The sequence below is a fragment of the Amycolatopsis orientalis genome (assembly GCF_000943515.2).
Classification (GTDB): Bacteria; Actinomycetota; Actinomycetes; order Mycobacteriales; family Pseudonocardiaceae; genus Amycolatopsis; species Amycolatopsis orientalis.
The window spans coordinates 715,131-737,154 of record NZ_CP016174.1 but is presented as its reverse complement, the minus strand read 5'-3'; the positions used below and the strand labels follow the sequence as shown (position 1 = coordinate 737,154).

Here is a 22,024-nt window from a genome sequence, read left to right as displayed (position 1 = left end):
TCGGACGGAAGCCTCCGAAAGGGCATGTATGCCGACCGATCCACCACTCCCGCACCCACCGGCCACCCGCTACGGCCCGGGCTTCGCCACCCAGGGGACCCGACACCGGAAGCCGAAGAACGGCCTGGTCATCGCCGGTTTCCTGGTCGGACTGGCGGCACTCGGTGTCGCCTTCGTCCCCCTCGCCGGGATCGCCGCCTGGCCGCTCGCCGTAATCGGGGTGACCCTTTCCGTGATCGGTTTGGTCAAAATCAAGAAGGGTGAAGCGGACAAGAAGGGAATGGGGGTGGCGGGGCTCGCGCTTTCCATCGCGGCTCTGCTGGCCGCGGGCGGGTTACTGGTCTACACCAACTTCTTCGCCACCGGCGAGTCGGGACTGCACATCCCGGCGGTCGCGAGCGACAAGAACCGCGTCGAGTTCGTCGTGAGCGCGTCCGGCGGCGCGACCGTCCGGTACGGCTCGCTCAACGACCAGCGGACCGAGACGACGCCCGCCAGCACCGACGAATGGCACGGCACGGCGTCCTTCAATTCGGGCGACTATCTGCTCACCGTCACCGCGGACACCCGGAACTCGTCGGTCAGCAACCAGATCGCCTGCTCGATCCTGGTCAACGGCCGGAAGGTCGCGGAGAACAAGGGCCAGACCATCGCGCTCTGCACCGCGAACACCGGCTGACACCCGCCCGGCTTACACCCGCACAGCCCTCGCGTTTCGTCCTCTGGACGCGGTAGTCGCACGCGCAAGTACCGCATCCAGAGGACGAAACGCGAGGAAGCCGCCTGGCGGCCGGCCGGTATCGCCCCCACCTCCACCGGCCGGACCGCCACGAGCCGCTCCTGGCGGCTCTTCGGGCGGACCCCGCCGGGGGTCCGCCCGGGCACCGATCCCTACCGCAGCCCCTCCCCTAGGGCTCGATCGGCGCCGAACCGGACCCTACGCGCGAGAGGGCCGAGGCCACTAAGAATCCGCTAAGGATCACTCACGGACCTTCGCCGAGGTCCGTGAGTTCTCCCCGGACCAGCCCGGCGAGCTTGGGATTGGCGTCGGAGAGGATCTTCAGCGCGAGCGCGAACTGCTCGCGGGCACCGTCCACATCCGACCCGGCCCGCAGCACCCTGCCCAGCGTCAGCCGCAGTACGCCCTCCTGGAGGACGAACCGCCTGCTGATCGTCAGATCGATGGCCTCCCACACATACCGCTCGGCGGCGGCGAGTTCGCCGATCCGCATGCTCAGTTCGGCCAGGTTGTTCAGCGAGACGACGACGTAACTTTCATCGCCGAGGGTCCGGTCGATCTCCAGCGAGGCGACCTGGTGCCCGATCGCCTCGATGAACCGCCCGGCCCGCTTTTCGGCCTCCGCGCAGTTGTTGAGCGCCTGCCCGCGCAGTTCGAGGTCGCCGGTCCGGTCGGTCTCCTCGACCGCCTGCCGCAACGTCGCGATGGCTTCGTCGTACCGTCCCAGCAGGGTCAGCGCGGAACCGAGGTGGATGTTCGCCGAGACCATCAGCCGGTCGTCGCCGATCGCTCCGGCGAGTTCCAGCGCGCGTTCGGCGTCGGCGAGGCAGCCCTGCGGCAGTTCGAAGGTGAGCGCGATGGCGCACCGCGAGATCAGCATCCAGCAGCGGCCGAGGACGTCGCCGGACCGCTCGGCGGCCTCCAGGCCGATCTCGACCAGCCGCGTCCACTCGTCCAGCAGCGGATAGACCGCGCGATAGGTGTGCGCGACCCTGGCCAGCCGCCACACATCGCCATGGCGTCCGGCGGCGCGGGCCGCTTCGAGGACCTCCAGCAGGTTCCCCCATTCCGCGGCGAACCAGTCCTGTGCTTCGTCGAAGGAGTTCAGCGGCGGCAGCCGCGCGTCGGCGAGCAGGCCGGTGAAATCGAGCGGGTCGACGATCCGGAGCATCTTCCGCCGGGCCCGGTCGGCGGCGGCCTGGTAGTACCGCACGGATCGCGTCAGCACGTCGTCACGATCGGCCTCGTCGAGTTCGTTCTCCGCCAGCTCCCGCAGGAACAGCCGGACGAGGTCGTGCGAGACGAAGGCGTCGCGGCCGGTTTCGGCGAGCAGGTTGTGCGCGGCGAGCACCCGCAGATGCCGTCGCGCCTCGGCCACGGTGATCCCGCCGATGGCGGCCGTGAGATGCGAACCGGCCGAGACGCACTGGACCACGCCGAGCCGCAGGAAGGTGTCGGCGACTTCGGCGGGCAGCCCGCGGAACGACACGTCGAACGCCGCGCGGATCCCGTCCTCCGGGCCCTCGACGTCGAGCGCGGCGAGCCTGGTCCGTTCGTTGCCGAGTTCGTCGACCAGATCCTGCGCGGACCACTGCGCGCTGGCGGCGAGCCGGGCGCCCGCGATCCGCAGCGCGAGCGGGAGATAACCGCAGAGCCGGGCGAGCGCGTGGTTGAGGTCGAATCCGGCAGGCCCGGCCAGCTCCTCGATCAGCCGGACGGCGTCACCGGGCGCGAGCGTGCCGAGGACGCGCAGTCTGGCGGCGTTGGACACGGCGAGCCCGTCGAGCCGGGAACGGCTGGTCACCAGGGTCATCGACCGCGAACCCGGCGGCAGCAGCGGCCGCACCTGTTCGGCGGTACGGGCGTTGTCGAGGATCACCAGCATCCGGCGCCCGGCGATCATCGAACGGTAGAGCGCGACGCGTTCGTGGACCTGATCGGGGATGCCCTCGGCCGGGACGCCGAGGCCGAGCAGGAACTGGATGAGCAGTTCGGCGGGTTCCAGCGGCGGGTGGTGCGGGTCGAAACCGCGCAGCGAGGCGAAGAGGATGCCGTCGGGGAAGCGGCGGGCGGCTCGATGCGCCCACCACACCACCAGGCTGCTCTTGCCGATCCCGGCGGTCCCGCTGACCACGCCGACGGCCGTCTCACCGGCTTCGGCGCGGTCGGCCAGTTCGTCGAGCCAGTCGAGATCGGCTTCGCGTCCGGCGAGGTTCGGCACGGCGGGCGGCAGCTGCTGCACCGGCGTCACGGGCTGCTCGGGCTTCGGCTCCGTGACGACCTTGTCCGGCAGGTCGTCGTTGAGCACCCGCTCGTGCAGCCAGCGCAGCTCCGCGCCGGGTTCGACGCCCAGCGTGCGCAGGGTCGCCCGCGAGACCGTGCGGTACAGCTCGAGCGCGTCACCGCGACGACCGGCGTGGTACAGCGCGCGCATCAGCTGCCCGGCCGTGCGTTCGGCCAGCGGGTTGGCCCGGACCAGCGGGCTGAGTTCGACGATCAGTTCCGCGTGCCTGCCGAGTTCGAGATCCGCGTCGACCCGGGCGCCGTGGACGGCGAGGCGCAGATCCTCCAGTTCGGGCGCGCGGACCGAACCCGGCACGCCGGCGAGCGCGGGGCCCTGCCAGAGCGCGAGGGCCTCGGCGAGCAGTTCGGACGCCTTCTCCGGATCCTCGGCGGAGGCCCGCTCCAGCAGCGACCGGGCGCGGTGGACGTCGATCCGGCCGGGGTCGACGGTGAGCTGGTAGCCGGGCGGCGCGGTGAGGATCTGGGCGCCGAGCGGATGGTCGCCCTGGATGTCGCGGAGTACGCGCCGCAGATGCGAGACGTTGCCGTGGACGATCGTGCGGGCGGTGGCGGGCGGGTCGTGGCCCCACAGCGCGTCGATGATCTCGTCGAGCGCGACGACCTTGTTGACCTTCAAGGCCAGCAGCGCGAGCAGACCGCGGACACCGGGACCGCCGACGGGGACCGGCCGCTCGCCGTCGAGGAGACGCACGGGACCGAGGAGCTGGAAACGAGCGGGGGAGCCGCTTTCGCCCATGACAAGCCCCCCTCCCCCGATCTCTCCCCTTACCGGAGTAGCCAACCTACCTCGCGAAGAGAAATCTCGTGAGTGGTAAAGACGGTTGGAACCGTCTTTACCACTCACGAGACCAAAAAGGCTCCGTGCCCATCAGTCCCGATCTGATGGGGCACGGAGCCGGGGGATGTCCGATTTGGGCCGCCTGGGGGCGCGACCCACACCGGACATCGGCGTCCACGTCCGTCCGGGTGGGCTCACCCCGAGCGAAGAACCCGTACGGTCGTCGACAACACCTACGTGAGCGAGCCCACTGGCCCTCTCACGTGGCGACAACGTAACAGGGCGCACACCAACAGCTACAAGCGCCCCGTCATGGCCTTCGCTACCTGCGGTTTCGTCAGCGCGTCAGCGGGGTCGAGTCGCGGCCCGCGATGAACGCCGGACGCGGTTCGATCGCGGCGAACGGTTCCCGCAGGGCGTTCTCGACGCTGTTGAACACGACGAAGATGTTCGAGCGCGGGTACGGCGTGATGTTGTTCGACGAACCGTGCATCACATTCGAATCGAACCAGAGCGCCGAACCGGCCTGCCCGGTGAATTGGTCGATTCCGTATTCCGCGGCGAGTTTGGTGATGTCATCCTCGCTGGGAACACCGACACGCTGCTCTTTCAGTGAACTCTTGTAGTTGTCTTCGGGGGTTTCCCCGGCACATTGGACGAAGGTCCGCTGCGATCCGGGCATCACCATCAGCCCGCCGTTGAACGGGTAGTTGTCGGTGAGCGCGATCGAGCAGCTGACCGCGCGGGGCGCGGGCATGCCGTCCTCGGCGTGCCAGGTCTCGAAGTCCGAGTGCCAGTAGAACCCGGTGCCCTTGAAGCCGGGCATGTAGTTCACGCGGCTCTGGTGGACGTAGACCTCGGAGCCGAGGATCTGCCGGGCCCGGTCGAGCACGCGGGGGTCGCGCACGAGTTCCGCGATCAGCTCGCTGGTCTCGTGGACGTCGAAGATGGAGCGGACCTCACCGGTCTTGGCCTCGGTGATGACGCGCTCGTCGTCGCGGTGGTCCCCCGACGACAGGCGGACGAGTTCCTGCCAGTACGTCTGGACCTCGCCAGGCGACAACAGCTGGTCGACGACGGTGTAGCCGCGGGCGTCGTGGTTGGCGAGGGTCGCCGCGTCGATCGGGCCGTCGGCTTCGGTACCCCAGACGGTGGGGTGTGTGCGGGGCAGATGTTCGGGCTTACCCGTGATGCGGGTCGGGTAACTGTCGTCGACTCGGGTGTCGGTCAGCGTCAATGCAGTCGCCTCCTCGAGCGATCTCAGGGTTCGGTGACGAGCGGGTACACGCCGTTCTCGTCGTGGACCTCACGGCCGGTGATGGGCGGGTTGAACACGCAGACGCACTTGATCTCGGTCTTCGGCCGGACCTGGTGCTTGTCGTGGTCGTTCAGCAGGTACAAGGTGCCCGGCTTCAGCTGGAACACCTCGCCTGTCGCGGTGTTCTCGAGTTCGCCTTCACCAGAGGTGATGAAGACCGCCTCGATGTGGTTCGCGTACCAGAAGTCGTTCACCGTCCCGGCGTAGAGCGTGGTCTCGTGCACCGAGAAACCGACGCCCTCCTTGGCCAGCACGATGCGCTTGCTGCGCCAGTTCGGGGTCTTGATGTCGGCGTCGGTGTCGGTGACCTCGTCGAGTGTTCTGACAAGCAACGGAAAACTCCTTCTCGTTCCTGGTTGGGGACGGTCAGTTCAGGACGGTGGCGATGGCCTCGTCGATGATCGACAGGCCCTTCGTGAGTTCGTCGTCGGTCAAGGTCAGCGGCGGCAGCAGCTTCATGACCTCGCCGTCGGGGCCGGAGGTCTCCATCAGCAGCCCGCGCTCGAACGCGGCGGCGCAGACCTTGCCCGCGAGGTCGCCGTTGGCGAACTCGAGGCCACGGGCGAGGCCGCGGCCCTTCGCGAGCAGGTTCGCGTCCGGGTACGCCTCGACGATGCCCTGGAACGCGGCGGCGATGCGCTCGCCCTTGGCCTTGGTCGACTTCTCCAGCTCGTCGTCGTTCCAGTAGACGCGCAGCGCCTCGGTCGCGGTGACGAACGCCGGGCTGATGCCGCGGAAGGTGCCGTTGTGCTCACCCGGCTCCCAGACGTCGAGGTCCGGGCGGATCAGCGTCAGCGCCATCGGGATGCCGTAGCCGCCGATGGACTTCGACAGGCAGACGATGTCGGGTTTGATGCCCGCGTCCTCGAAGCTGAAGAACGGCCCCGTGCGGCCGCAGCCCATCTGGACGTCGTCGAGGATCAGCAGGATGCCGTGCTTCTTGCACAGGTCGTCGAGGGCCTTGAGCCACTCGATGCGCGCGGCGTTGATGCCGCCCTCGCCCTGCACGCCTTCGACGATCACGGCGGCGGGCTCGTTCAGGCCGCTGCCGGAGTCGCCGAGCAGCTTCTCGAAGTAGAGGAAGTCCGGGATGGAGCCGTCGAAGTAGTTGTCGTACGGCATCGGGGTGGCGTGCACCAGCGGGACGCCCGCGCCGCCGCGCTTCATCGAGTTACCGGTCACCGACAGGGCGCCCAGCGTCATCCCGTGGAAGGCGTTGGTGAAGTTGATGACGGCTTCCTTGCCCGTCACCTTGCGCGCGAGCTTCAGCGCGGCCTCGACCGCGTTCGCGCCACCGGGGCCGGGGAAGACGACCTTGTAGTCCAGATCGCGCGGCGCGAGGATCTTCTCCTTGAACGTCTGGAGGAAGTCCCGCTTGGCCACGGTGAACATGTCGAGCGCGTGCGTGACGCCGTCGCGGGCGATGTAGTCGATCAGGGCCCGCTTGAGCGCCGGATTGTTGTGCCCGTAGTTCAGCGCGCCGGCGCCGGCGAAGAAGTCGAGGTATGCCTTGCCGTCTTCGTCGTACAGGTAGCTCCCCTGCGCCCTGTCGAACACCACGGGCCAGCCACGGCTGTAACTGCGTACTTCGGATTCGAGTTCCTCGAAAATGCTCATCACGTTTTCTTTCTCCCTGGGATCCCCGGTTTTACGTTCTATCGACTGCTGAGCGGACCGATTCGGTACAGATCCTCTTGCTCATGCGTTCCGTCCTCGGCCGGGAAATCCGTCGCGGAGAACAGATCCCGGCGTTCCAAGTCGGTGTCCCACCGCTTGGCGAACGAGGCGAACAACCGGATCGAAGCCTCGTTGTCCGGAGTGATCGTGGTCTCGAGGTACCGCACGCCCTGGGCGACCAGCCGGTCGAACAGCTCGTCGAGCAGCGCCCCGGCCAGCCCTTTTCCGCGCTGGGACGCGTCGACGGCGACCTGCCAGACGAACCCGGTGTCCTGCTTCCGATAGCCGAGCACGAAGCCGACGGGGGTACCGTCGACTTTGGCCACCACGGAGGTGTCTGCGAAATCCCGGCACCACAGCAAATAGGCGTACGACGAGTTGAGATCGAGCTTCTTCGAATCGCGGGCGATTCTCCAGAGCGCGGCACCATCCGCCTTGGTCGGAGATTCGATCAAGTGCTTTCCGGACATGTCCAAGAAACGTACCGGAGGATTCGGGAGAGGTCAGATCAGCGAGCTGACGACAGCGCGGCTACCTGCAACAACCTCGAAACACACGTGACAAAGGTAACGGTAACGTTTGACGCGCAGCACTTGTGGGTAAGGCCGCTTCGATGCGGTCTCACCGCACGTGACGATACCAACCGTCACCATCCCGTCGCAGGGTCAGCGCGCGATTCGGCACCCGATTCGGCTATTCACGACGCCGTCTCCGCCTGGCGATCGAACCGAGTGGCGTCCAAACGGCGGGCAGCAGGACCAGCAGGCAGACGACCAGCCACCAGACCGGTGCCTCGCCGCGCCGCCAGCCCGCGACGACGTCGCCGAGCCAGCCGAACAGCGGGTCGCGGACCGGGGGCAGGAACGCGGCGAACAGCAACGCGGCTCCCGCCAGCACCCCCAGCACCGTCAGCACCATGCGCCACGTCCTGCGCAGGGTCATCAGGCTGACCACCAGGAACACGATGGCACCCGCGGCCACCGGGACGCCGACCCATTGCAGGACCGGGCCACCCTGTCCACCGAGGACGAACCCGGCCAGCACGGTGATGAGCGCGGCCAGCACGTTCCACGGGGACGGCAGGGTGGCCGCGCCGCGCGTGATCCACCACGCGCTGCGGCCCGCGGCCCGCGCGAAGGTCGCGGCAGGCTGTACCGATTTCGGCACCCTGGTCGCCCCCGCGGCCGCGTTGATCCCGGCGGCGCCCGCCTTGACCAGCGTCTTCGTCAGCAGCATGGTCCCGCGTTCGTGTTCGAACCGCTCACCGGAGACCTGGCACGCCTGAAACGCGTGCTGCGTCTGCTCGTCGGTTTCCGGCGCGTTCTCGACGAGTTTCCTGAACCGTTCCGAGGATTTCCCGTTCCCCTTGGCCGTTTTCACGTCGTGTCCACAGTGGAGTCCGACGCACGGCAGTTCCTCGCGCGCGATTTCCAGCTGCCGGGCCCTGGCGAGCACCATCGCGGTCACCGGCATGCTGATCGGCAGGGTGGCCTTCCCTTCCACGTCCCCGAGTTCGCCGTCGAGGCCGAGGAAGGCCAGCTCGGCGGCCAGTTGCCCGCGCAAGGCTTCCGCTTCCTCCTGGGACAGCCCGTCTTCGGTATCCGGCTGCCGCCAGCCGATCTTCCGGAACGCGTCCCGGACCTGCCCGCGGAAGGCCTCCGGACCGACGACGTCACGCAGCAGTCGCAGGCGTTTCGGATCGAGCAGGCACTGGATCAGCCAGCCCGCGCCGTCGACCCGGCCCCACATCCAGTCGTTGGCGCGCCACGACGCCTTGTAGAACGCGCCGAAGTAGTCGGCCTGCATCCCGGTGAGCTTGTCCCAGGAGCGGCGTCGTCTCATGTCCAGCAACGTCCGCGAATCCGCGCTCACCTGGACGAGATCGACCCGCTGGTCGACCGACGGCGGCTGCGCGAGCAGTCCCCTGGTCGCGATGTGCAGCCGCACCAGGCGCGAGGTGACGATCGGATCCGTGGCGCTTTCGCCGTCGGCGGTGAGCCCGGTCCAGGCGACCAGCGTGCTGACCGTGTCGGCGGCCTCGGTGTCCGGTTTCGCCTTGGCCAGCGGCAACAGGATCGGCGTCGCCTGCCGGAGGGCGGCGACCACCAGCGGCCACGCCTCCTTCAGCGTGTCCGGACGGCCGAGTGCCGCCCATTCCTTGGCGAGGCCCTCGATCCAGTCGGCCAGCGTGACGTCGGCGGGCGGCGGCTCCTGTTCGGCGACCCAGCTCGCGAGCCGCTTGCCCCGCGCGGCCTTGTGACGTGCCTCGTGCAGCAGCACCCGGCAGCGGTTGAGCTGCAGTGCCTGATCCGGCGTCGGATCGAGCCGGAAACCCGCGTTCACCAGCTGGATCCCGGTGGCCACCGAATCGTCCAGCGCGGTGGTACGGAAGGCGACCAGGTTCTCAAGCTCGCAGGTGTCCTTCGGCGGCTCGGTGGGCAGGCCGTCACGCAGCCCCGACGCCGCGGCCGCGCGCAGCTGCGCCGCCGTCCCGGACGCCCACTGCCGATCCGGATCCTCCACATCGGACAGTGAGAGCCTGCGGGTCGCCTCACGGACCAGTGCGGCGGCGTCCTCCTGTACCCGGCGATCGCGGTAGTCGTTCATCAGCCGCTGGTCGACGAGGGCGTCGGGGCCGCCGCGAACCCCCATCGCGGCAAGGGAAACCCGGGTTCCCCTGGTCCGGACGACGGCGTCGTTGTGCCGGGTCAGGTCTTCGAGTTCCGCGCTGATCGTCTGACTCAGCACGGTGCCGACGACCTTGCTCATCGCGCTGCCCAGCAGCGGCGGCCGCTCCGGGTCGACCTCGAGCCGCTCGGCTTCGCGTTCCGCCGTCGGTACCACGTAGAGCAGCAGCCGCCGGACGTCCGAATGCGACTGCCGTTCGAAGATCTCGCGCAGCGCCGGGCGCAGCGGCTTGTTCAGCAGCACCCCGCCGTCGGTCAGCCAATGCGACCGCGTGACGTCGGTGTAGGCACGCATGTCCGGATGCAATGGCCCGGTCTTTTCGCCGATCGGCATCCGGGAAAGTTCGAACGCGCCGGGGAACGACGCGGTGGACCGGGCCGCGAGCGCGAGCGGGCCCACCACGTCTTTCGTCCACAAAGGACCGTCGAAGCGAAACAGCAGGCGATGTTCGTTGTCCCGCACGAGATTTCCCAGCGCGTCGTCGAACCTGGTCGTCTCGCCGTCGATCATCGTGCCGGTGAGCAGCACGGTGATGTCGGGGCACTCGGGTTTCACCGTCGCCTTGTCGGTGATCTGGTGCAGCGCTTCCTTGAGGTCCCCCAGGAGCACGCGGTCGCCGTTGAGCAGCGACCTCGGTTCCTTCTCGGCGGGGTCACGGATCAGGTTGTCGAGCGAACCCGTGCTGATCCAGGTGTCGCGCAGGACCTGCGGACTCGACCGGAACGCCTCGGCCAGCCCGAGGCACGCCGCGTTGATGCCGCCCGCGCTCGTGCCGGTGAGCACGTCGAGCGAGACGGTGGCGTTGAGCAGATCGAGCAGCGTCCGGTACGGGCTCGTCGATTCCGGTGTTCTCGACGCCTGCAGCAGATGCGAGGTCTCGGTGGCGACCCCGCCCATCCAGACCGCGAGGCTCGCCCCGCCCACCATGGTCATCGCCAGCCGGATCTCCTGCGGCCACGGACTCCCCGCGTCGGCCATATGCGCCCTCCCCAAGGCTTTGTGCAGGGGGCACTCTAGACCGGACGGACGAACCGGTGTACCGCCGTTGGTGCCGAACTCCGTTCGCCCATAAGGGCAGCGCGTCAATCGACGGTGAGGACGATCTTGCCGAACTGCCGGTTCGACTCCAGGTACCGGTGCGCCTCCACGACGTCGTCGAGCCGGAAGGTGCGATCGACCCGGGACTGGAACGAACCCGCCCGGACACCGGCGCGCACGAAGGCGTCGGCGCGGCGAAGTCGTTCAGGGTTCAAGGTGATGCCGAAGGCGTTGAACATCCGCATGGTCGGCGCGAACCACAGCGGGAACGGCGTTTCCTTGGTGTCGAGTGCGCCGTAGACGACGATCGCCCCACCTTCCGCGGTGGCTTCGGAAAGCTTGCGCACCCCTTCGCCCGCGATCGCGTCGAAGACCAGGTCGGCACCGCGGCCGCCGGTGTAGGCCTTCGTACGTTCGACGATGTCCTCTTCGGTCGTGACGATCACGTGCGCCGCACCGGCTTTCAGCAGCCTTTCCTTCTTGGCGGGCGTGCGGGTGGTCGCAATCGTGGTGGCGCCGATGTGGTTCGCGACCTCGATCGCCGCCAGGGCCGTCCCGCTGGAGGCCGCCGTGATCAGCACGGCGTCACCGGCGCGGACCTTGCCTTCGTCGATGATCGCGCCGTAGCCGGTGAGCAGTGACCCCCACATCGCGACGGCGTCCACCGCGCCGAGCCCCTCCGGCCGGTGCACGGTGGCACTGGCCGGGACGATCGCCTGCTCGCCGTAGACGCCGTACTCCTTCTGGGAGAAGCCGGCGATCGTGGTGACCCGGTCGCCCGGTTCGAAGCCGGTCACGTCCGGGCCGACCGCGTCCACGACCCCTGAGGACGAGTAGCCGAGGCCTGCCGGGAACTTCTCGGCGCGCTCGAAGTAGTAGCCGCCGCGGAACATCGCTTCGGCGCGGTTCAGGCCGATCGCCTCGATGGTGATCCGTACTTCGCCAGGTCCCGGCTCGCCGATCTCGACGTCCACGACCTCCAGCACCTCGGGCCCGCCCTCGGCGCGGAAACGTACTGCCTTGCTCATGTCATCCCCTTGGAGAGTTCGTTACGACTTGTAACGGGGGACATCGTCTGTCACGATCGAACCCGCTGGAAGACGGCACTTTTGTGTGACGACGGAACAAGCCTGTTACGAACGAGGTCAGCGCGATGAGCGAAGTCGAAGATTTTTCCGGCGAGGAGCCCTGCTCGCTGCGCGAGGTGCTCGGACTCGTCGGCGACAAGTGGACGATGCAGATCCTCGTCCGGCTCACCGACGGCCCGCGGCGATTCAGCGAACTCGAACACGGCATCGAGGGGATCAGCCGCCGGATGCTCGCGCTGACGTTGCGGAACCTCGAACGCAACGGACTGGTGACGCGCACCGTCTACGCGGAGGTCCCCCCGCGCGTCGAGTACGACATCACGCCGCACGCCGCCGAACTCGACGCGCCACTGCACGCGCTCTCGGCCTGGGCCGCGAAGCACCGGACGATCGTGGGCGAGGCGCGCCGGGCCTACGACGCCACCAAGGCCTCCTGACCTCCCGCGTCTCGACTATTTGACCGAATCCTCAATTCCGTGAAGGTGGGGCACCTCTTCGTCACGGCGCAGGCCGTTGATGAAGGAATTGGGACGTTGAGTGTCCCAATTCCTTCATCAACGCGGGGGTTCGCACCCGGTCGCACAGCTTGATCGACACAGGATCAGGGACATGCCCCGTAACCTGGCGCAGACCAGCGACTCTGCAACTTTGCCGGGGCCTGACCTCCCGCGTGGGGAGGTGAGGTCGAGGGGTCAGGCGGCGAAGTGTTCCAGGAGGAGCACCTGGGCCTCACCGACGGCGAAGCCCAGGCCGGCGCCGGTCGCGATCAGGATCCATTCGTCCTGCTGGAACGCCGGCCGCAGCAAGCCCTCGAACTCGCGCGGTGACAGCTCCTTCATCTTGGTCACCAGCACGTTCCGGATGTCCATCGCGTCGTTCGCGTAGTCCTCGATGTACCGCATGGTCTCCGGCAACTTGTCCATGATCTTCTCGGCGATGTTCAGCTTCATGTCCTGATACCGCCTGCTGCCGACGGCGAAGACCACCAGCGGTTTCCCGACGCCGACGCGGCGGCCGAGCTGCGCGTCGAGCTGACGCTGGATCAGGCCGAGGACCCGGTCCGACAGCGGCCCGTGCAGCACCGCCTCGATCACGTTGTGCGGGGTGATGATCTCCTTCGCGATCAGCGCGCCGTACGCCTCCGCGACCTCACCGCGCCGCTTCAGGAACAGGCCCTGCCAGCGCACGCCGAAGTACCGGCGCTCTTCGAGCGGGTAGAAGATCATCCGCAGCGCGAGCCAGTCGGTGAACCAGCCGGTGAAGAGACCGAACAGCGGCATGATGAGCGGGAACTTGAACAGCACCCACGCGATCATCTGGATCACGCCGATCAGCCCGCCGAAGACGATGCCGGAGCGGGCGATGAACTTGAACTCCTTGTCGCCCGCCTCCTGGAAGATCCGGTTCAGCAGCCGTTTGTCCTTGACCAGTGCGGTGACCACCATGCCCTTGAGGTCGAACACACTGTCCACATCGGACTTGATCAGCTCCAGCACGGCGGCGACCATCTTCGGCGACTCGGCCTGGACGCGCTGGATCACCAGCCGCTGCACCCGCACGGGCAGCGATTCCCACAGCCCCGGCTGGTAGTGGGCGGCGACGTCGCGCACGATGTCCTCGACGGCGGCATGCAGCGGTTTCTCGATCTCCTTGGCGATGCGCTGGGGGTCGAGCCTGGCGACGACCTCCGCCGGTTTGATCAGCTGCTCGGTCATCGTGTCGCAGGCGATACTCGCCATCCGCGCCGCGCGTTTGGGCACGATGCCCTGCCAGCCGAGGAACGGTTTGATCCCGATGAACTCGACCGGCTGGAACATCATCCGGATCGCGACGAGTTTGGTGGTGTAGCCGATCAGCGCGGCGACGACCGGGATGGAGACATAGACCGGCCAGTGCTGGGCGAAATCGGCGAGGATCCGATCGAGGAACGCGCCCATGCCGGGTTCAACCGGCGCTCGGGTCGCATGCCTGCCAGAACTGGGCGCCGAGCCGGGAAATGTGGACCGTGCGCTTGACGAACTTCGCCCGCTTGACCGACTTCTCCGCCTCGCGGACGGTCTCGTCGGTCAGCAGGATCTCGTACTGCGTCTCCAGCGAGGGCACCTCTTCGTCCAGCTCGACCAGGCCCAGCCCGATCAGCCGGGTGAGGTAACCGGGTACCTGGTCGGGCAGCGACACCCCGGCGGCCTTGCCGACGGTGGAGGCGTTGCGCAGCACGAACCGCCCGGCTCCGCCGAGGTTGGTCCGCTCGGCGACGTCGACGGCGGGGAACGGTGAGCCGTCGGAAAGCGCGGAGAGGATGCGGGCCTCGTCCGGCGTCAACTGCCGCAGGATGATCGCGTAGAGGTACTCGCGGGCCCGTTCGCGGCCGAAGCCGATCGAGTGGTTGAGCAGTTCGGCCATGGCCGCGCGGAGCGGTTCGAGCTGGGTGCGCGTGTGCACGAGGGTGATGGCCGCTTCGACCGGGCGCGAGCCGTCGACGTCGGGCCGGTTCATCGCGGACGCGGCGGTGAGCGCGGCGTGATACGGGTCGTCGACCTCGTCGAGACGGCGGCGCAGCTCGGAAAGCAGCTGCCGCTCGCCCTGTTTGATGACCTGCTCGGCGATGTCGACGCCGGGGAGCTTTCGGGTGTATTCGATACCCGTGCGGGCGGCCCAGCCCGCCAGCTTGCCCGCGCGTTTGGCGAAAGCGGCCAGGTCGTCACCGGCGGGTCGATCGTTGCTCACGGGCACTCCCCTCGCGTTCGCGCTGATGCTACCTGCGAGTAGGCCGAATGGCCGAAATTGTGATCGACCCGGATGTTTGGATGGACACCATGAGCTTCACGCGCTGGGGTCCGCCGCTCGACGTCCTCCCGCTGTTCGCGCGGGAGGAGCAGGCCCTGCTCGACGTGCTGACCGGACTCGACGCGGAGCAGTGGGCCGCGCCGACGGTGTGCGCGGGCTGGACGGTGCACGACCTCGCCGCCCACATCCTGGGCGACAAGCTCGGCAGACTGTCGCGCGACCGCGACGGCTATCGGATGACGGCGCCCCGCGCGGGCGAGCGGCTCGGGGACTTCATCGACCGGATCAACGACGAATGGGTCGTCGCGTGCCGTCGGCTCTCCCCCGAAGTGCTCTTCGCGATGCTCGTCGACAGCACCTCGCAGATCGCCGAGATGTGGGGCCGCGCCGACCTCGACGCCGTCGGCGAGCCGGTGAGCTGGGCCGGGGACGAACCGGCGCCGGTCTGGCTCGACGTCGCCCGCGAGTACACCGAGTTCTGGGTGCACCAGCAGCAGATCCGCGAGGCCGTGGGCGCGCGGACGCTCGACGAGCGGGAGTTCCGCGGGCCGGTGGTCGACACCTTCATGCGGGCACTGCCGCACACCTTGCGCGACGTCGACGCGCGACCGGGCAGGCAGGTCGTCTACACCGTCACCGGCCAGGGCGGCGGGAAGTGGACGGCTCAGCGGACCGCCGAAGGCTGGGAACTCGATCGCGTCGCGCCGACGTCGCGCTCGCCGCTGGCCTCGGTGACGACGGACGCGGACACCTTCTGGCGGCTGTGCACCCGGAACCCCGCGGACCTGGACCGGGTCACCGCCAAGGGCGACGAAAACGTTTGCGACCTGGTGCTGGGGATGACGTCGATCATCACATCGAATACCGGCTCACCTTCTCCGGCCGGATGACGAGCCGGACGAGATCGAGGGACTGGATCCCGGCAAGCTCGCCCGCGAGAGCCGGGTCTTCGAGGTTCCAATAACGCTCGGCGAGGCGGGCGGCCAGTTCGTGCGCGCCGTCGGGCTCCACCGTGGCACTCCCGGCGACCGAAACCCAGCGTTCGCGCTCGCCCACCGGGGCGGCGACGACGATCGAGGCGCGCGGGTCACCGCTCAGCTTCCGTACCTTGGGCGAATCCTTGGGCGTGAACAGCTGGACCGTGCCGTCGCCGGCCGCCTCGAACCACACCGGCCGGACCGGACCGTCGGCCACGGTCAGGAACCCGTGCAGGGGGCGGCGGAGGAATTCGAGGTCTTCAGCGGTCAGCATGAGCTCGATTCAACAGGGCGGACTTGGACGTGCCCATAGGTGAAGAGCCGGATCACCTGTGTATTCGTCTAATGTCGAGGAGGTGGACGTCTTCAGTGACCTCATCCGCGGGGTGCGGGCCCACGGCTCGTTGTTCGGCAGCTCGACCCTGTCCTCGCCCTGGTCGCTGCACTTCGTCGACGGTGCGCCGCTGACCCTGTGCGCCGTCCTCACGGGGGCGGGATGGATCGTGCCGGAGCACCATCCGCCTGAACCGCTTCGGGCGGGCGAGACGATCATCGTGCGCGGTCCCGCGACGTTCACCTTCGTCGACGACCCCGGCACAACGGCCGAACCGATCGCCTGTGGCGAGGACTGCGCGACGCCCGAACAGGGCGGGACCGTGCACCGGCGCGGCTGGGCGGACGACCTCGGCGGCGGCGAGACGACCTTGATCGTCGGGGCGTACCCGGTGCGCGGCGAGATCGGCAGACCGCTGCTGGACGCGCTGCCCGTCGTGGTGCGCGTGGACGCCGGGGGCACGGGCGACCCCGTGCTCGATCACCTCGCGGCCGAGGTCGCCATCGACGCGCCGGGTCAGCAGGTCGTCCTCGACCGGCTGCTGGACTGGATGCTGGTCTGCTCGCTGCGTGAATGGTTCGACCGGGCCGACGGTGAACCCCCGGCCTGGTGGGCGGCACAGCGGGATCCGGTGGTCGGCGCCGCGCTGCGCCTGCTGCACGCCGAACCGGCGGCGCCGTGGACGGTCGCCGCGCTGGCCGGGCGGACCGGCGTCTCGCGTTCGACACTGGCCAAGCGGTTCGCCGACCTGGTCGGCGAACCACCGCTCACGTATCTGACCCGCTGGCGGATGACGCTCGCGGCGGATCTCCTGACCGGGCGGGAGTCCACGACCATCTCGGACATCGCCCGCACCGTCGGGTACGCCGACCCGTTCGGTTTCAGCGCGGCCTTCAAACGGGTCCGGGGCGTGAACCCGAGCGAGTTCCGCCGCGCTCTCTGACCGGCCTCAACGTTGCAGGTGGCGGGACTTCTTGGCCTGCTTGCGCAACTGCAGGATCCGGGCGCCGCCCACGAGCGCGACCACCGCGCCGCCCGCGATCACGGAGAACAGCATCGCGACGGCCAGCGGCATGCTGCCGGACATGCCGAGGAAGTGCACGGTCGCGGTGTCCTGGTTCTGCAGGATGAACACGAGCAGGAACACCAGCACGACCAGCGCCACGATGACGGCGATCCAGGTGCCGCTCACGCGCGTGCGTTTGAGCTTCGGGACGGCGTCGAACTTACCGCTGTGGCGTGCGCCGCCGGCGGTTTCGGGCGGCTTGACGGGCTCGACCGGAACCTCGGCGGCACCTTCGTGCGGCTGCGTCATGCAGGACAGTGTCCGCCGAAGTGGCCTTGATCGCGCCCTCAAGCGTCCGAACGGGTGACCTCGTCCGCCGCGCGCAGCACGCGCAAGGTGTTCTTCCCGGCCAGTTTCGCGCAGTCCTCTTCGCTCCAGCCGCGTTCCAGCAGCGCTGCGAACAGCACCGGGTACTTCGAAACGTCTTCGAGGCCTTCCGGCAGAGTCGCGACTCCGTCGTAGTCACCGCCGAGCCCGATGTGGTCGACACCGGCCACTTCACGCGCGTGCTCGACATGCGCGACGACGTCGTCGATGCTCGCCTTCGGCTTCTCCGGCCCGCCGCGTTCCGCGGTGAACTTCGTTCGCTGGTCGAGGTTCCGGTAGTCCTGTCCGGCGGCTTCCATGTCCTGGCGCAGCCTGTCGTCCCAGTCGGCGACCTTCGGCGAGATGAAGCCCGGCACGAACGTCACCATCGCGACGCCGTCCTTGGCGGCCAGGGTTTCCAGGACGTCGTCGGGGATGTTGCGGGGATGGTCGTTGACCGCGCGGCACGAGGAGTGGCTGAAGATCACCGGCGCGGAACTGACCTCCAGCGCGTCGCGCATCGTGCTCGGCGCGACGTGGGAGAGGTCGACCAGCATGCCGATCTTGTTCATCTCACGGATGACGGCGCGACCGAAGTCGGTGAGGCCGTTGTGCTCGGCCTCGTCCGTACCGGAATCGGCCCACGTGGTGTTGTAGTTGTGCGTCAGCGTCATGTAGCGGACGCCGAGGCGGCGCAGGATCCTCAGCACGCCAAGGGATTCGGCGATGCTGTGGCCACCCTCGGCGCCCAGCAGCGAGGCGATCTTGCCGTCGCGGAAAGCGGCTTCGGCCTCGTCCGCCGTGTCGACGAGCGCCAGGCGATCGGGGTAACGCTCGACCATTTGGTGCACGACCTCGATCTGTTCGAGGACTGCCGTGACCGCGCTGTGTCCTTCGTACTGACAAGGCACGTAGACGGACCAGAACTGCATCCCGAGCCTGCCTTCGGCGAGTTTCGGGAAGTCGGTGTGCAGATGTGGTTGCCGGATCGTGAGATCCGTGCCCGCCACGGCCTCGACCGGATCCGGTCCGGTCGTGACCCGCAGCTCCCATGGCAGATCGTTGTGCCCGTCCGCGAGGAGCACCCTTTCGAGCAAGGCCTGGGCGCGGACCAGGTCGCCGTTAGTCATCGGGCGATGGTACGTCCGTCTACTTTGCTCTTCACGCTAACCGTTGAGCCATCCCGCGGCCGCGACCAAACCGTTGTCCGTCACCTGATGTCCACCGGGATGGCGGTGTGCGACGACGTCCGCGGAGCGCTCGCGCAGGTCCCGTACGAGCAGGTCCGCCGACGCGAGCGGCGCCATCGGATCGCGTTCGCCGTTCGACAGGAACACCCGCGTGCCGGACAAATCCTGTTGGGGCGGCGAAGGAACGGGCGACATCGCCGCGAACAACGCGGCCTCACGGACGGCGTCCGGGCGCAGCAAGGTCACCGCGGCGGCGATGTTGGCACCGTTGGAAAACCCGATGGCGACCAGCCGTCTGCCCACGAGTTCGTAGTCCGCGCTCGCACCGACCACGAAATCGGCGAGCTGGTTCGCGCGGAAGACGACGTCCTCGTGGTCGAAGACGCCTTCCGCCAACCGGCGGAACCACCGTGCCGCACCGTTTTCCGACACCGGCCCGGCCGGCGCGAGCAGCGCCGACGCGGGGCTCAGCCGTCGTGCGATCGGCACCAGATCGGCCGGACCGCCGCCGGTGCCGTGCAGGAGCAGCAGCACAGGCGCGTCCGGTGATCCTTCGACATACTTGTGGTCCAAGCCGGTCATCGGATTTCCGGGTTGTTCTCGCTCGGGAGGTCCAGCTTCGGCAGCATGGCCTCGATGTCCTCACGCTTGGGCTCCAGCCACGGCGGCAGTTTCAGCGCGCGGCCGAGTTCCAGCAGCGGTTCGTCGATCGCGAATCCGGGTTCGTCGGTCGCGACTTCGAGCAGGGTGCCACCCGGTTCGCGGAAGTAGATCGAGCGGAAGTACTGACGGTCCAAAATGGACGTCACGTTCACGCCGTCGTCGATCAGTTCGTCACGCCAGGCGGCCTGGGTCTTTTCGTCCGGGGCGCGCCACGCGACGTGGTGCACGGTGCCCGCCGCCACCAGCCCGCGCGGGGCGTCCGGCGTCACGAGGACGTCGACGAGCGCGCCGGGGCCGCCTTCACCGGCCGAGAACCGCAGCCGGTTGCTCTCCTGGTGTTCGAAGGCCAGTCCGAGACCGTCGGTGAGCATGCCCGCCGTGGCGTCCTCTTTGGACACTGAAAGCGTGACGGAGTGCAGGCCGCGGATGGCGTGTTCGGCGGGGACGAGCTTCGTGTCCCACGGATCGCGCGGGTCACCCTGCGGATGCGCGACGAGCGCGAGCTTCAGGCCGTCCGGATCGAGGAAGGTGAGCGTCTCTTCGCCGTCGGAGTTGCGGATCTGACTCGTCTCGACGCGGCTCTCGGCGAGATGCCGCTTCCACCAGCCGAGCGAGGCTTCCGGTACGGAGAACGACGTCGTGGTCGCCTGGCCGGTGCCGTGACGGCCCTTCGGCGCGTCCTTCCACGGGAAGAACGTCATCAGCGAGCCGGGTTTGCCGGACTGGTCGCCGTAGTAGAGGTGGTAGGTACCGGGGTCGTCGAAGTTCACGGTGGTCTTCACCAGCCGCAGGCCGAGGGCCCGGGTGTAGAAGTCCGCGTTGCGCTGAGGGTCGCCACCGATGGCGGTGACGTGGTGCAGGCCGGAAGTCTTGATCGACATGGTGCCCCTCCTCTGGGAGCCGGTGAAAGCAAGCTAACCCGATAACCTCTCGCGCGCAAGATATATTCCCGGAAGAGTTACCGGTGTAGGCTCGCGACCGTGACAGCGGATCCGGACGACGACGAAGTGGTCACGTGGTGGGGCCTGGTGATCGAGGGCTACCTGGCCACGCAGAACCGGCTGATGGGCGAGATCGCCGAGCGGTTCGGCCTGGCGCCGGCGTCGTTCGACATCCTCCTGCGGCTCGTGCGCTCGCCGGAGCACCGGATGCCGATGACGCGGCTGGCCGTCGAGGCGGCGCTGTCCAGCGGCGGGTTCACCAAGGTCGCCGACCGGCTGGTCGCCGCCGACCTGATCCGCCGGGTACCCAGCCCGGACGACCGGAGGGTCACCTTCGCCGCGCTCACCGAGCACGGCCTCGACGTCGCTCAGCAGGCACGGGAGGCCTGCGCGGACATCCTGCGGCGCATCGTCCTCGCCCCGCTCGGGGACGACGCGCACGCGCTGGCCGAGGCCATGCGCACCCTCCGCACCGTCAACGGCCCCTGACGGATCGCGTTTAGCCCGCTAAAGGCGACGCGCGTTCAGAGGACTAAATGCGGTGGGGCGGGGGTCCGGACCTGGTACATGTCCCGCACCAGCTCCCGGATGACGTTGCGCCGGATCTTCCCGGTCGCCGTCTTCGGCAGTTCGCCCAGCTCGACGATGCCCCTCGGGCGTTTGAACGACGCCAGCCCGCCGCGGCAGAACTCGATCAGCTCGTCCGCGTCCAGCCGGTGGCCGGGCACGCCGACCACGCACGCGACCGGCTTCTCGATGCCGTCGGCGTCGAACGCGGCCACGACCGCCACCTCGGCGACCGCCGGATGCTGCAGCAGCCTGTCCTCGACCTCGGCGGGCGACACCCAGATCCCGCCGGGTTTCAGCATGTCGTTGAAGCGCCCGAGACAGGTGTACGTCCCGTCGGCGTTACGCACGAAACTGTCGCCCGTCCGCAGCCATTCGCCCTGGAAGACCCGCTTCGTCGTCTCGTACCGCGCCCAGTATCCGGTCGCGATCGACGGTCCGGCGACGAACAGTTCACCGGGCTGCCCGTCCGGCACCGGCGCGCCGTGCTCGTCGCGCAGGGCGATCTCGTAGCCCGGCACCGGCACCCCCGTACTGCCCGGCCGGACCTGATGCGGCCGGTTGGACAGGAAGACGTGCAACGCCTCCGTCGAGCCGATCCCGTCGAGGATTTCGACGCCGAACCGGTCGCGGAACCGTTCGTACAGCACGGCGGGCAGTGGCTCCCCGGCCGAAACGGCCAGGCGTACCGAGGTGAACGTGTCGCCCGGGATGTCGCTGGCGAGCAGTGCCGCGTAGAACGTCGGGACGGCGAAGAACAGCGTGGGCCGCTCCGCGCGCGCCCTCGCCGCGATCAGTCCCGGCGTCGGGCGGGCCGGTTCGAGCAGCGCCGTCCCACCGGCCGCGAGCGGGAAGAACGCCGAATTCCCCAAGCCGTAGGCGAAGAACAGCTTCGGGACGGAAAGGAACCGGTCGTTCGGCCCGACGTCGAGCACACCGCGCGCGTACGTCTCGCAAACCGCGCGGATCCCGGCGTGCCGGTGCATCGCGCCCTTCGGCTTACCTGTCGTCCCCGACGTGTACAGCCAGAGCGCGGGCGAGTCCTCCCAGGTCGGCGCGGGTTCGAAGCCGCGGTCATCCACTGTGGACAGATCGCTCCAGTCGTGCACGCGGATCCCGGGCGGCAGTTCGGCCGCCTTCGCCCTGTCCAGCACGACGTCGGTGACCTCGGGCGCCAGGCCCAGCGCGATCGTCGCCTGCGTGGCGAACTCGCCGGAGACGCACAGGACCCTGGCCCGCGAGTCGGCCAGCATCTTGCCGAGGTCCAGCCCGGTGACCATGGTGGACACCGGCACCGCGACCGCCCCGGCCAGCATCGCGCCCAGGATCCCGGTGAGCAGTTCGACGTCGTCGACCATGCAGAACAGGACCCGTTCCTCCGGGCGGACGCCGATCGCGCGCAATCCGGCCGCGACCCGGCGGACTTCGGTCGAAAGTCCGGCGTAGGTGAGGCTCCGCCTCGGGGAAACGACCGCGTCCTTCGCCCCGCGCCCTTCCGCCAGATGCCGGTCGAGCAGGTAGCTCGCCGCGTTGAACCCGGTAGCTGCAGCGGTCACGGGCGCA

General features: G+C 68.6%; 20 protein-coding genes. 5 read left to right on the top strand and 15 right to left on the bottom strand.

The window, feature by feature from the left end:
* Positions 1 to 28 precede the first annotated feature (28 nt).
* Positions 29 to 679: a hypothetical protein gene (locus SD37_RS03580; RefSeq protein WP_044853819.1), complete on the top strand. Its 651-nt coding sequence runs from the start codon at positions 29 to 31 to the stop codon at positions 677 to 679.
* Between the two features lie 304 nt (positions 680 to 983).
* Here the strand turns inward: SD37_RS03580 and SD37_RS03575 are convergent, their stop codons facing one another.
* From SD37_RS03575 to SD37_RS03545, 7 genes are all read right to left on the bottom strand, one after another.
* Entirely contained in the window at positions 984 to 3,779 is a 2,796-nt protein-coding gene (locus tag SD37_RS03575) for an AfsR/SARP family transcriptional regulator (protein WP_044853818.1), read from the bottom strand.
* A gap of 379 nt (positions 3,780 to 4,158) precedes the next feature.
* Positions 4,159 to 5,058 (bottom strand): ectoine hydroxylase, encoded by a 900-nt coding sequence (gene thpD / locus SD37_RS03570; protein WP_044853817.1) that lies wholly within the window; start codon positions 5,056 to 5,058, stop codon positions 4,159 to 4,161.
* Positions 5,059 to 5,081: 23 nt separating this feature from the next.
* Positions 5,082 to 5,471 carry an ectoine synthase gene (locus SD37_RS03565; RefSeq protein ID WP_007033454.1) on the bottom strand — a complete coding sequence of 130 codons (390 nt, stop codon included), beginning with the start codon at positions 5,469 to 5,471 and terminating at the stop codon, positions 5,082 to 5,084.
* 34 nt (positions 5,472 to 5,505) lie between these two features.
* Entirely contained in the window at positions 5,506 to 6,756 is a 1,251-nt protein-coding gene (ectB, locus tag SD37_RS03560) for a diaminobutyrate--2-oxoglutarate transaminase (protein ID WP_037318139.1), read from the bottom strand.
* A 38-nt stretch (positions 6,757 to 6,794) separates the two neighbouring features.
* Complete coding sequence (ectA, locus tag SD37_RS03555) at positions 6,795 to 7,286, bottom strand: diaminobutyrate acetyltransferase (protein ID WP_037318141.1); 492 nt, start codon at positions 7,284 to 7,286, stop codon at positions 6,795 to 6,797.
* Between the two features lie 223 nt (positions 7,287 to 7,509).
* The gene (locus SD37_RS03550) at positions 7,510 to 10,482 is read right to left on the bottom strand and encodes a patatin-like protein (RefSeq protein WP_044853816.1); all 2,973 of its coding nucleotides are present in this window, start codon (positions 10,480 to 10,482) and stop codon (positions 7,510 to 7,512) included.
* 104 nt (positions 10,483 to 10,586) lie between these two features.
* On the bottom strand, positions 10,587 to 11,570 hold the full coding sequence (locus tag SD37_RS03545; RefSeq protein WP_044853815.1) for a zinc-dependent alcohol dehydrogenase family protein: 984 nt from the start codon (positions 11,568 to 11,570) through the stop codon (positions 10,587 to 10,589).
* Positions 11,571 to 11,695: 125 nt separating this feature from the next.
* Here SD37_RS03545 and SD37_RS03540 point away from each other — a divergent pair, with 125 nt between their 5' ends.
* Positions 11,696 to 12,067 carry a winged helix-turn-helix transcriptional regulator gene (locus tag SD37_RS03540; RefSeq protein ID WP_044853814.1) on the top strand — a complete coding sequence of 124 codons (372 nt, stop codon included), beginning with the start codon at positions 11,696 to 11,698 and terminating at the stop codon, positions 12,065 to 12,067.
* A gap of 255 nt (positions 12,068 to 12,322) precedes the next feature.
* Here the strand turns inward: SD37_RS03540 and SD37_RS03535 are convergent, their stop codons facing one another.
* Entirely contained in the window at positions 12,323 to 13,567 is a 1,245-nt protein-coding gene (locus tag SD37_RS03535; RefSeq protein ID WP_044853813.1) for a hypothetical protein, read from the bottom strand.
* Between the two features lie 7 nt (positions 13,568 to 13,574).
* Positions 13,575 to 14,357, bottom strand: a complete 783-nt coding sequence (locus SD37_RS03530) for an Abi-alpha family protein (protein ID WP_044853812.1) — start codon at positions 14,355 to 14,357, stop codon at positions 13,575 to 13,577.
* Between the two features lie 80 nt (positions 14,358 to 14,437).
* On the opposite strand from SD37_RS03530, the gene SD37_RS03525 reads away from it, so the two are divergent.
* Positions 14,438 to 15,307 carry a maleylpyruvate isomerase family mycothiol-dependent enzyme gene (locus SD37_RS03525; protein ID WP_145926518.1) on the top strand — a complete coding sequence of 290 codons (870 nt, stop codon included), beginning with the start codon at positions 14,438 to 14,440 and terminating at the stop codon, positions 15,305 to 15,307.
* Here the strand turns inward: SD37_RS03525 and SD37_RS03520 are convergent.
* The gene (locus tag SD37_RS03520) at positions 15,270 to 15,668 is read right to left on the bottom strand and encodes a pyridoxamine 5'-phosphate oxidase family protein (RefSeq protein WP_044853811.1); all 399 of its coding nucleotides are present in this window, start codon (positions 15,666 to 15,668) and stop codon (positions 15,270 to 15,272) included. The genes SD37_RS03525 and SD37_RS03520 overlap by 38 nt on opposite strands.
* A gap of 82 nt (positions 15,669 to 15,750) precedes the next feature.
* Between SD37_RS03520 and SD37_RS03515 the strand changes: the two genes are divergently transcribed.
* Positions 15,751 to 16,671 (top strand): AraC family transcriptional regulator, encoded by a 921-nt coding sequence (locus SD37_RS03515; protein WP_044853810.1) that lies wholly within the window; start codon positions 15,751 to 15,753, stop codon positions 16,669 to 16,671.
* A 6-nt stretch (positions 16,672 to 16,677) separates the two neighbouring features.
* Here SD37_RS03515 and SD37_RS03510 read toward each other — a convergent pair whose 3' ends face one another.
* The 4 genes from SD37_RS03510 to SD37_RS03495 are packed head-to-tail and all read right to left on the bottom strand — an operon-like array spanning position 16,678 to position 19,834.
* Positions 16,678 to 17,043: a LapA family protein gene (locus tag SD37_RS03510; RefSeq protein WP_044853809.1), complete on the bottom strand. Its 366-nt coding sequence runs from the start codon at positions 17,041 to 17,043 to the stop codon at positions 16,678 to 16,680.
* Positions 17,044 to 17,081: 38 nt separating this feature from the next.
* A complete protein-coding gene (locus SD37_RS03505) occupies positions 17,082 to 18,230 on the bottom strand; it encodes a dipeptidase (RefSeq protein WP_044853808.1) in 1,149 nt (382 codons plus the stop codon).
* Between the two features lie 36 nt (positions 18,231 to 18,266).
* A complete protein-coding gene (locus SD37_RS03500) occupies positions 18,267 to 18,872 on the bottom strand; it encodes an alpha/beta hydrolase (RefSeq protein ID WP_044853807.1) in 606 nt (201 codons plus the stop codon).
* Positions 18,869 to 19,834, bottom strand: coding sequence for a ring-cleaving dioxygenase (locus SD37_RS03495; RefSeq protein WP_044853806.1), 966 nt, complete (start codon positions 19,832 to 19,834; stop codon positions 18,869 to 18,871). Before SD37_RS03495 ends, SD37_RS03500 begins: the two co-directional genes overlap by 4 nt.
* A gap of 99 nt (positions 19,835 to 19,933) precedes the next feature.
* Between SD37_RS03495 and SD37_RS03490 the strand changes: the two genes are divergently transcribed.
* Positions 19,934 to 20,383, top strand: a complete 450-nt coding sequence (locus SD37_RS03490) for a MarR family winged helix-turn-helix transcriptional regulator (RefSeq protein WP_044853805.1) — start codon at positions 19,934 to 19,936, stop codon at positions 20,381 to 20,383.
* A 35-nt stretch (positions 20,384 to 20,418) separates the two neighbouring features.
* Here the strand turns inward: SD37_RS03490 and SD37_RS03485 are convergent, their stop codons facing one another.
* Complete coding sequence (locus SD37_RS03485) at positions 20,419 to 22,017, bottom strand: benzoate-CoA ligase family protein (RefSeq protein ID WP_044853804.1); 1,599 nt, start codon at positions 22,015 to 22,017, stop codon at positions 20,419 to 20,421.
* Positions 22,018 to 22,024: the final 7 nt, after the last annotated feature.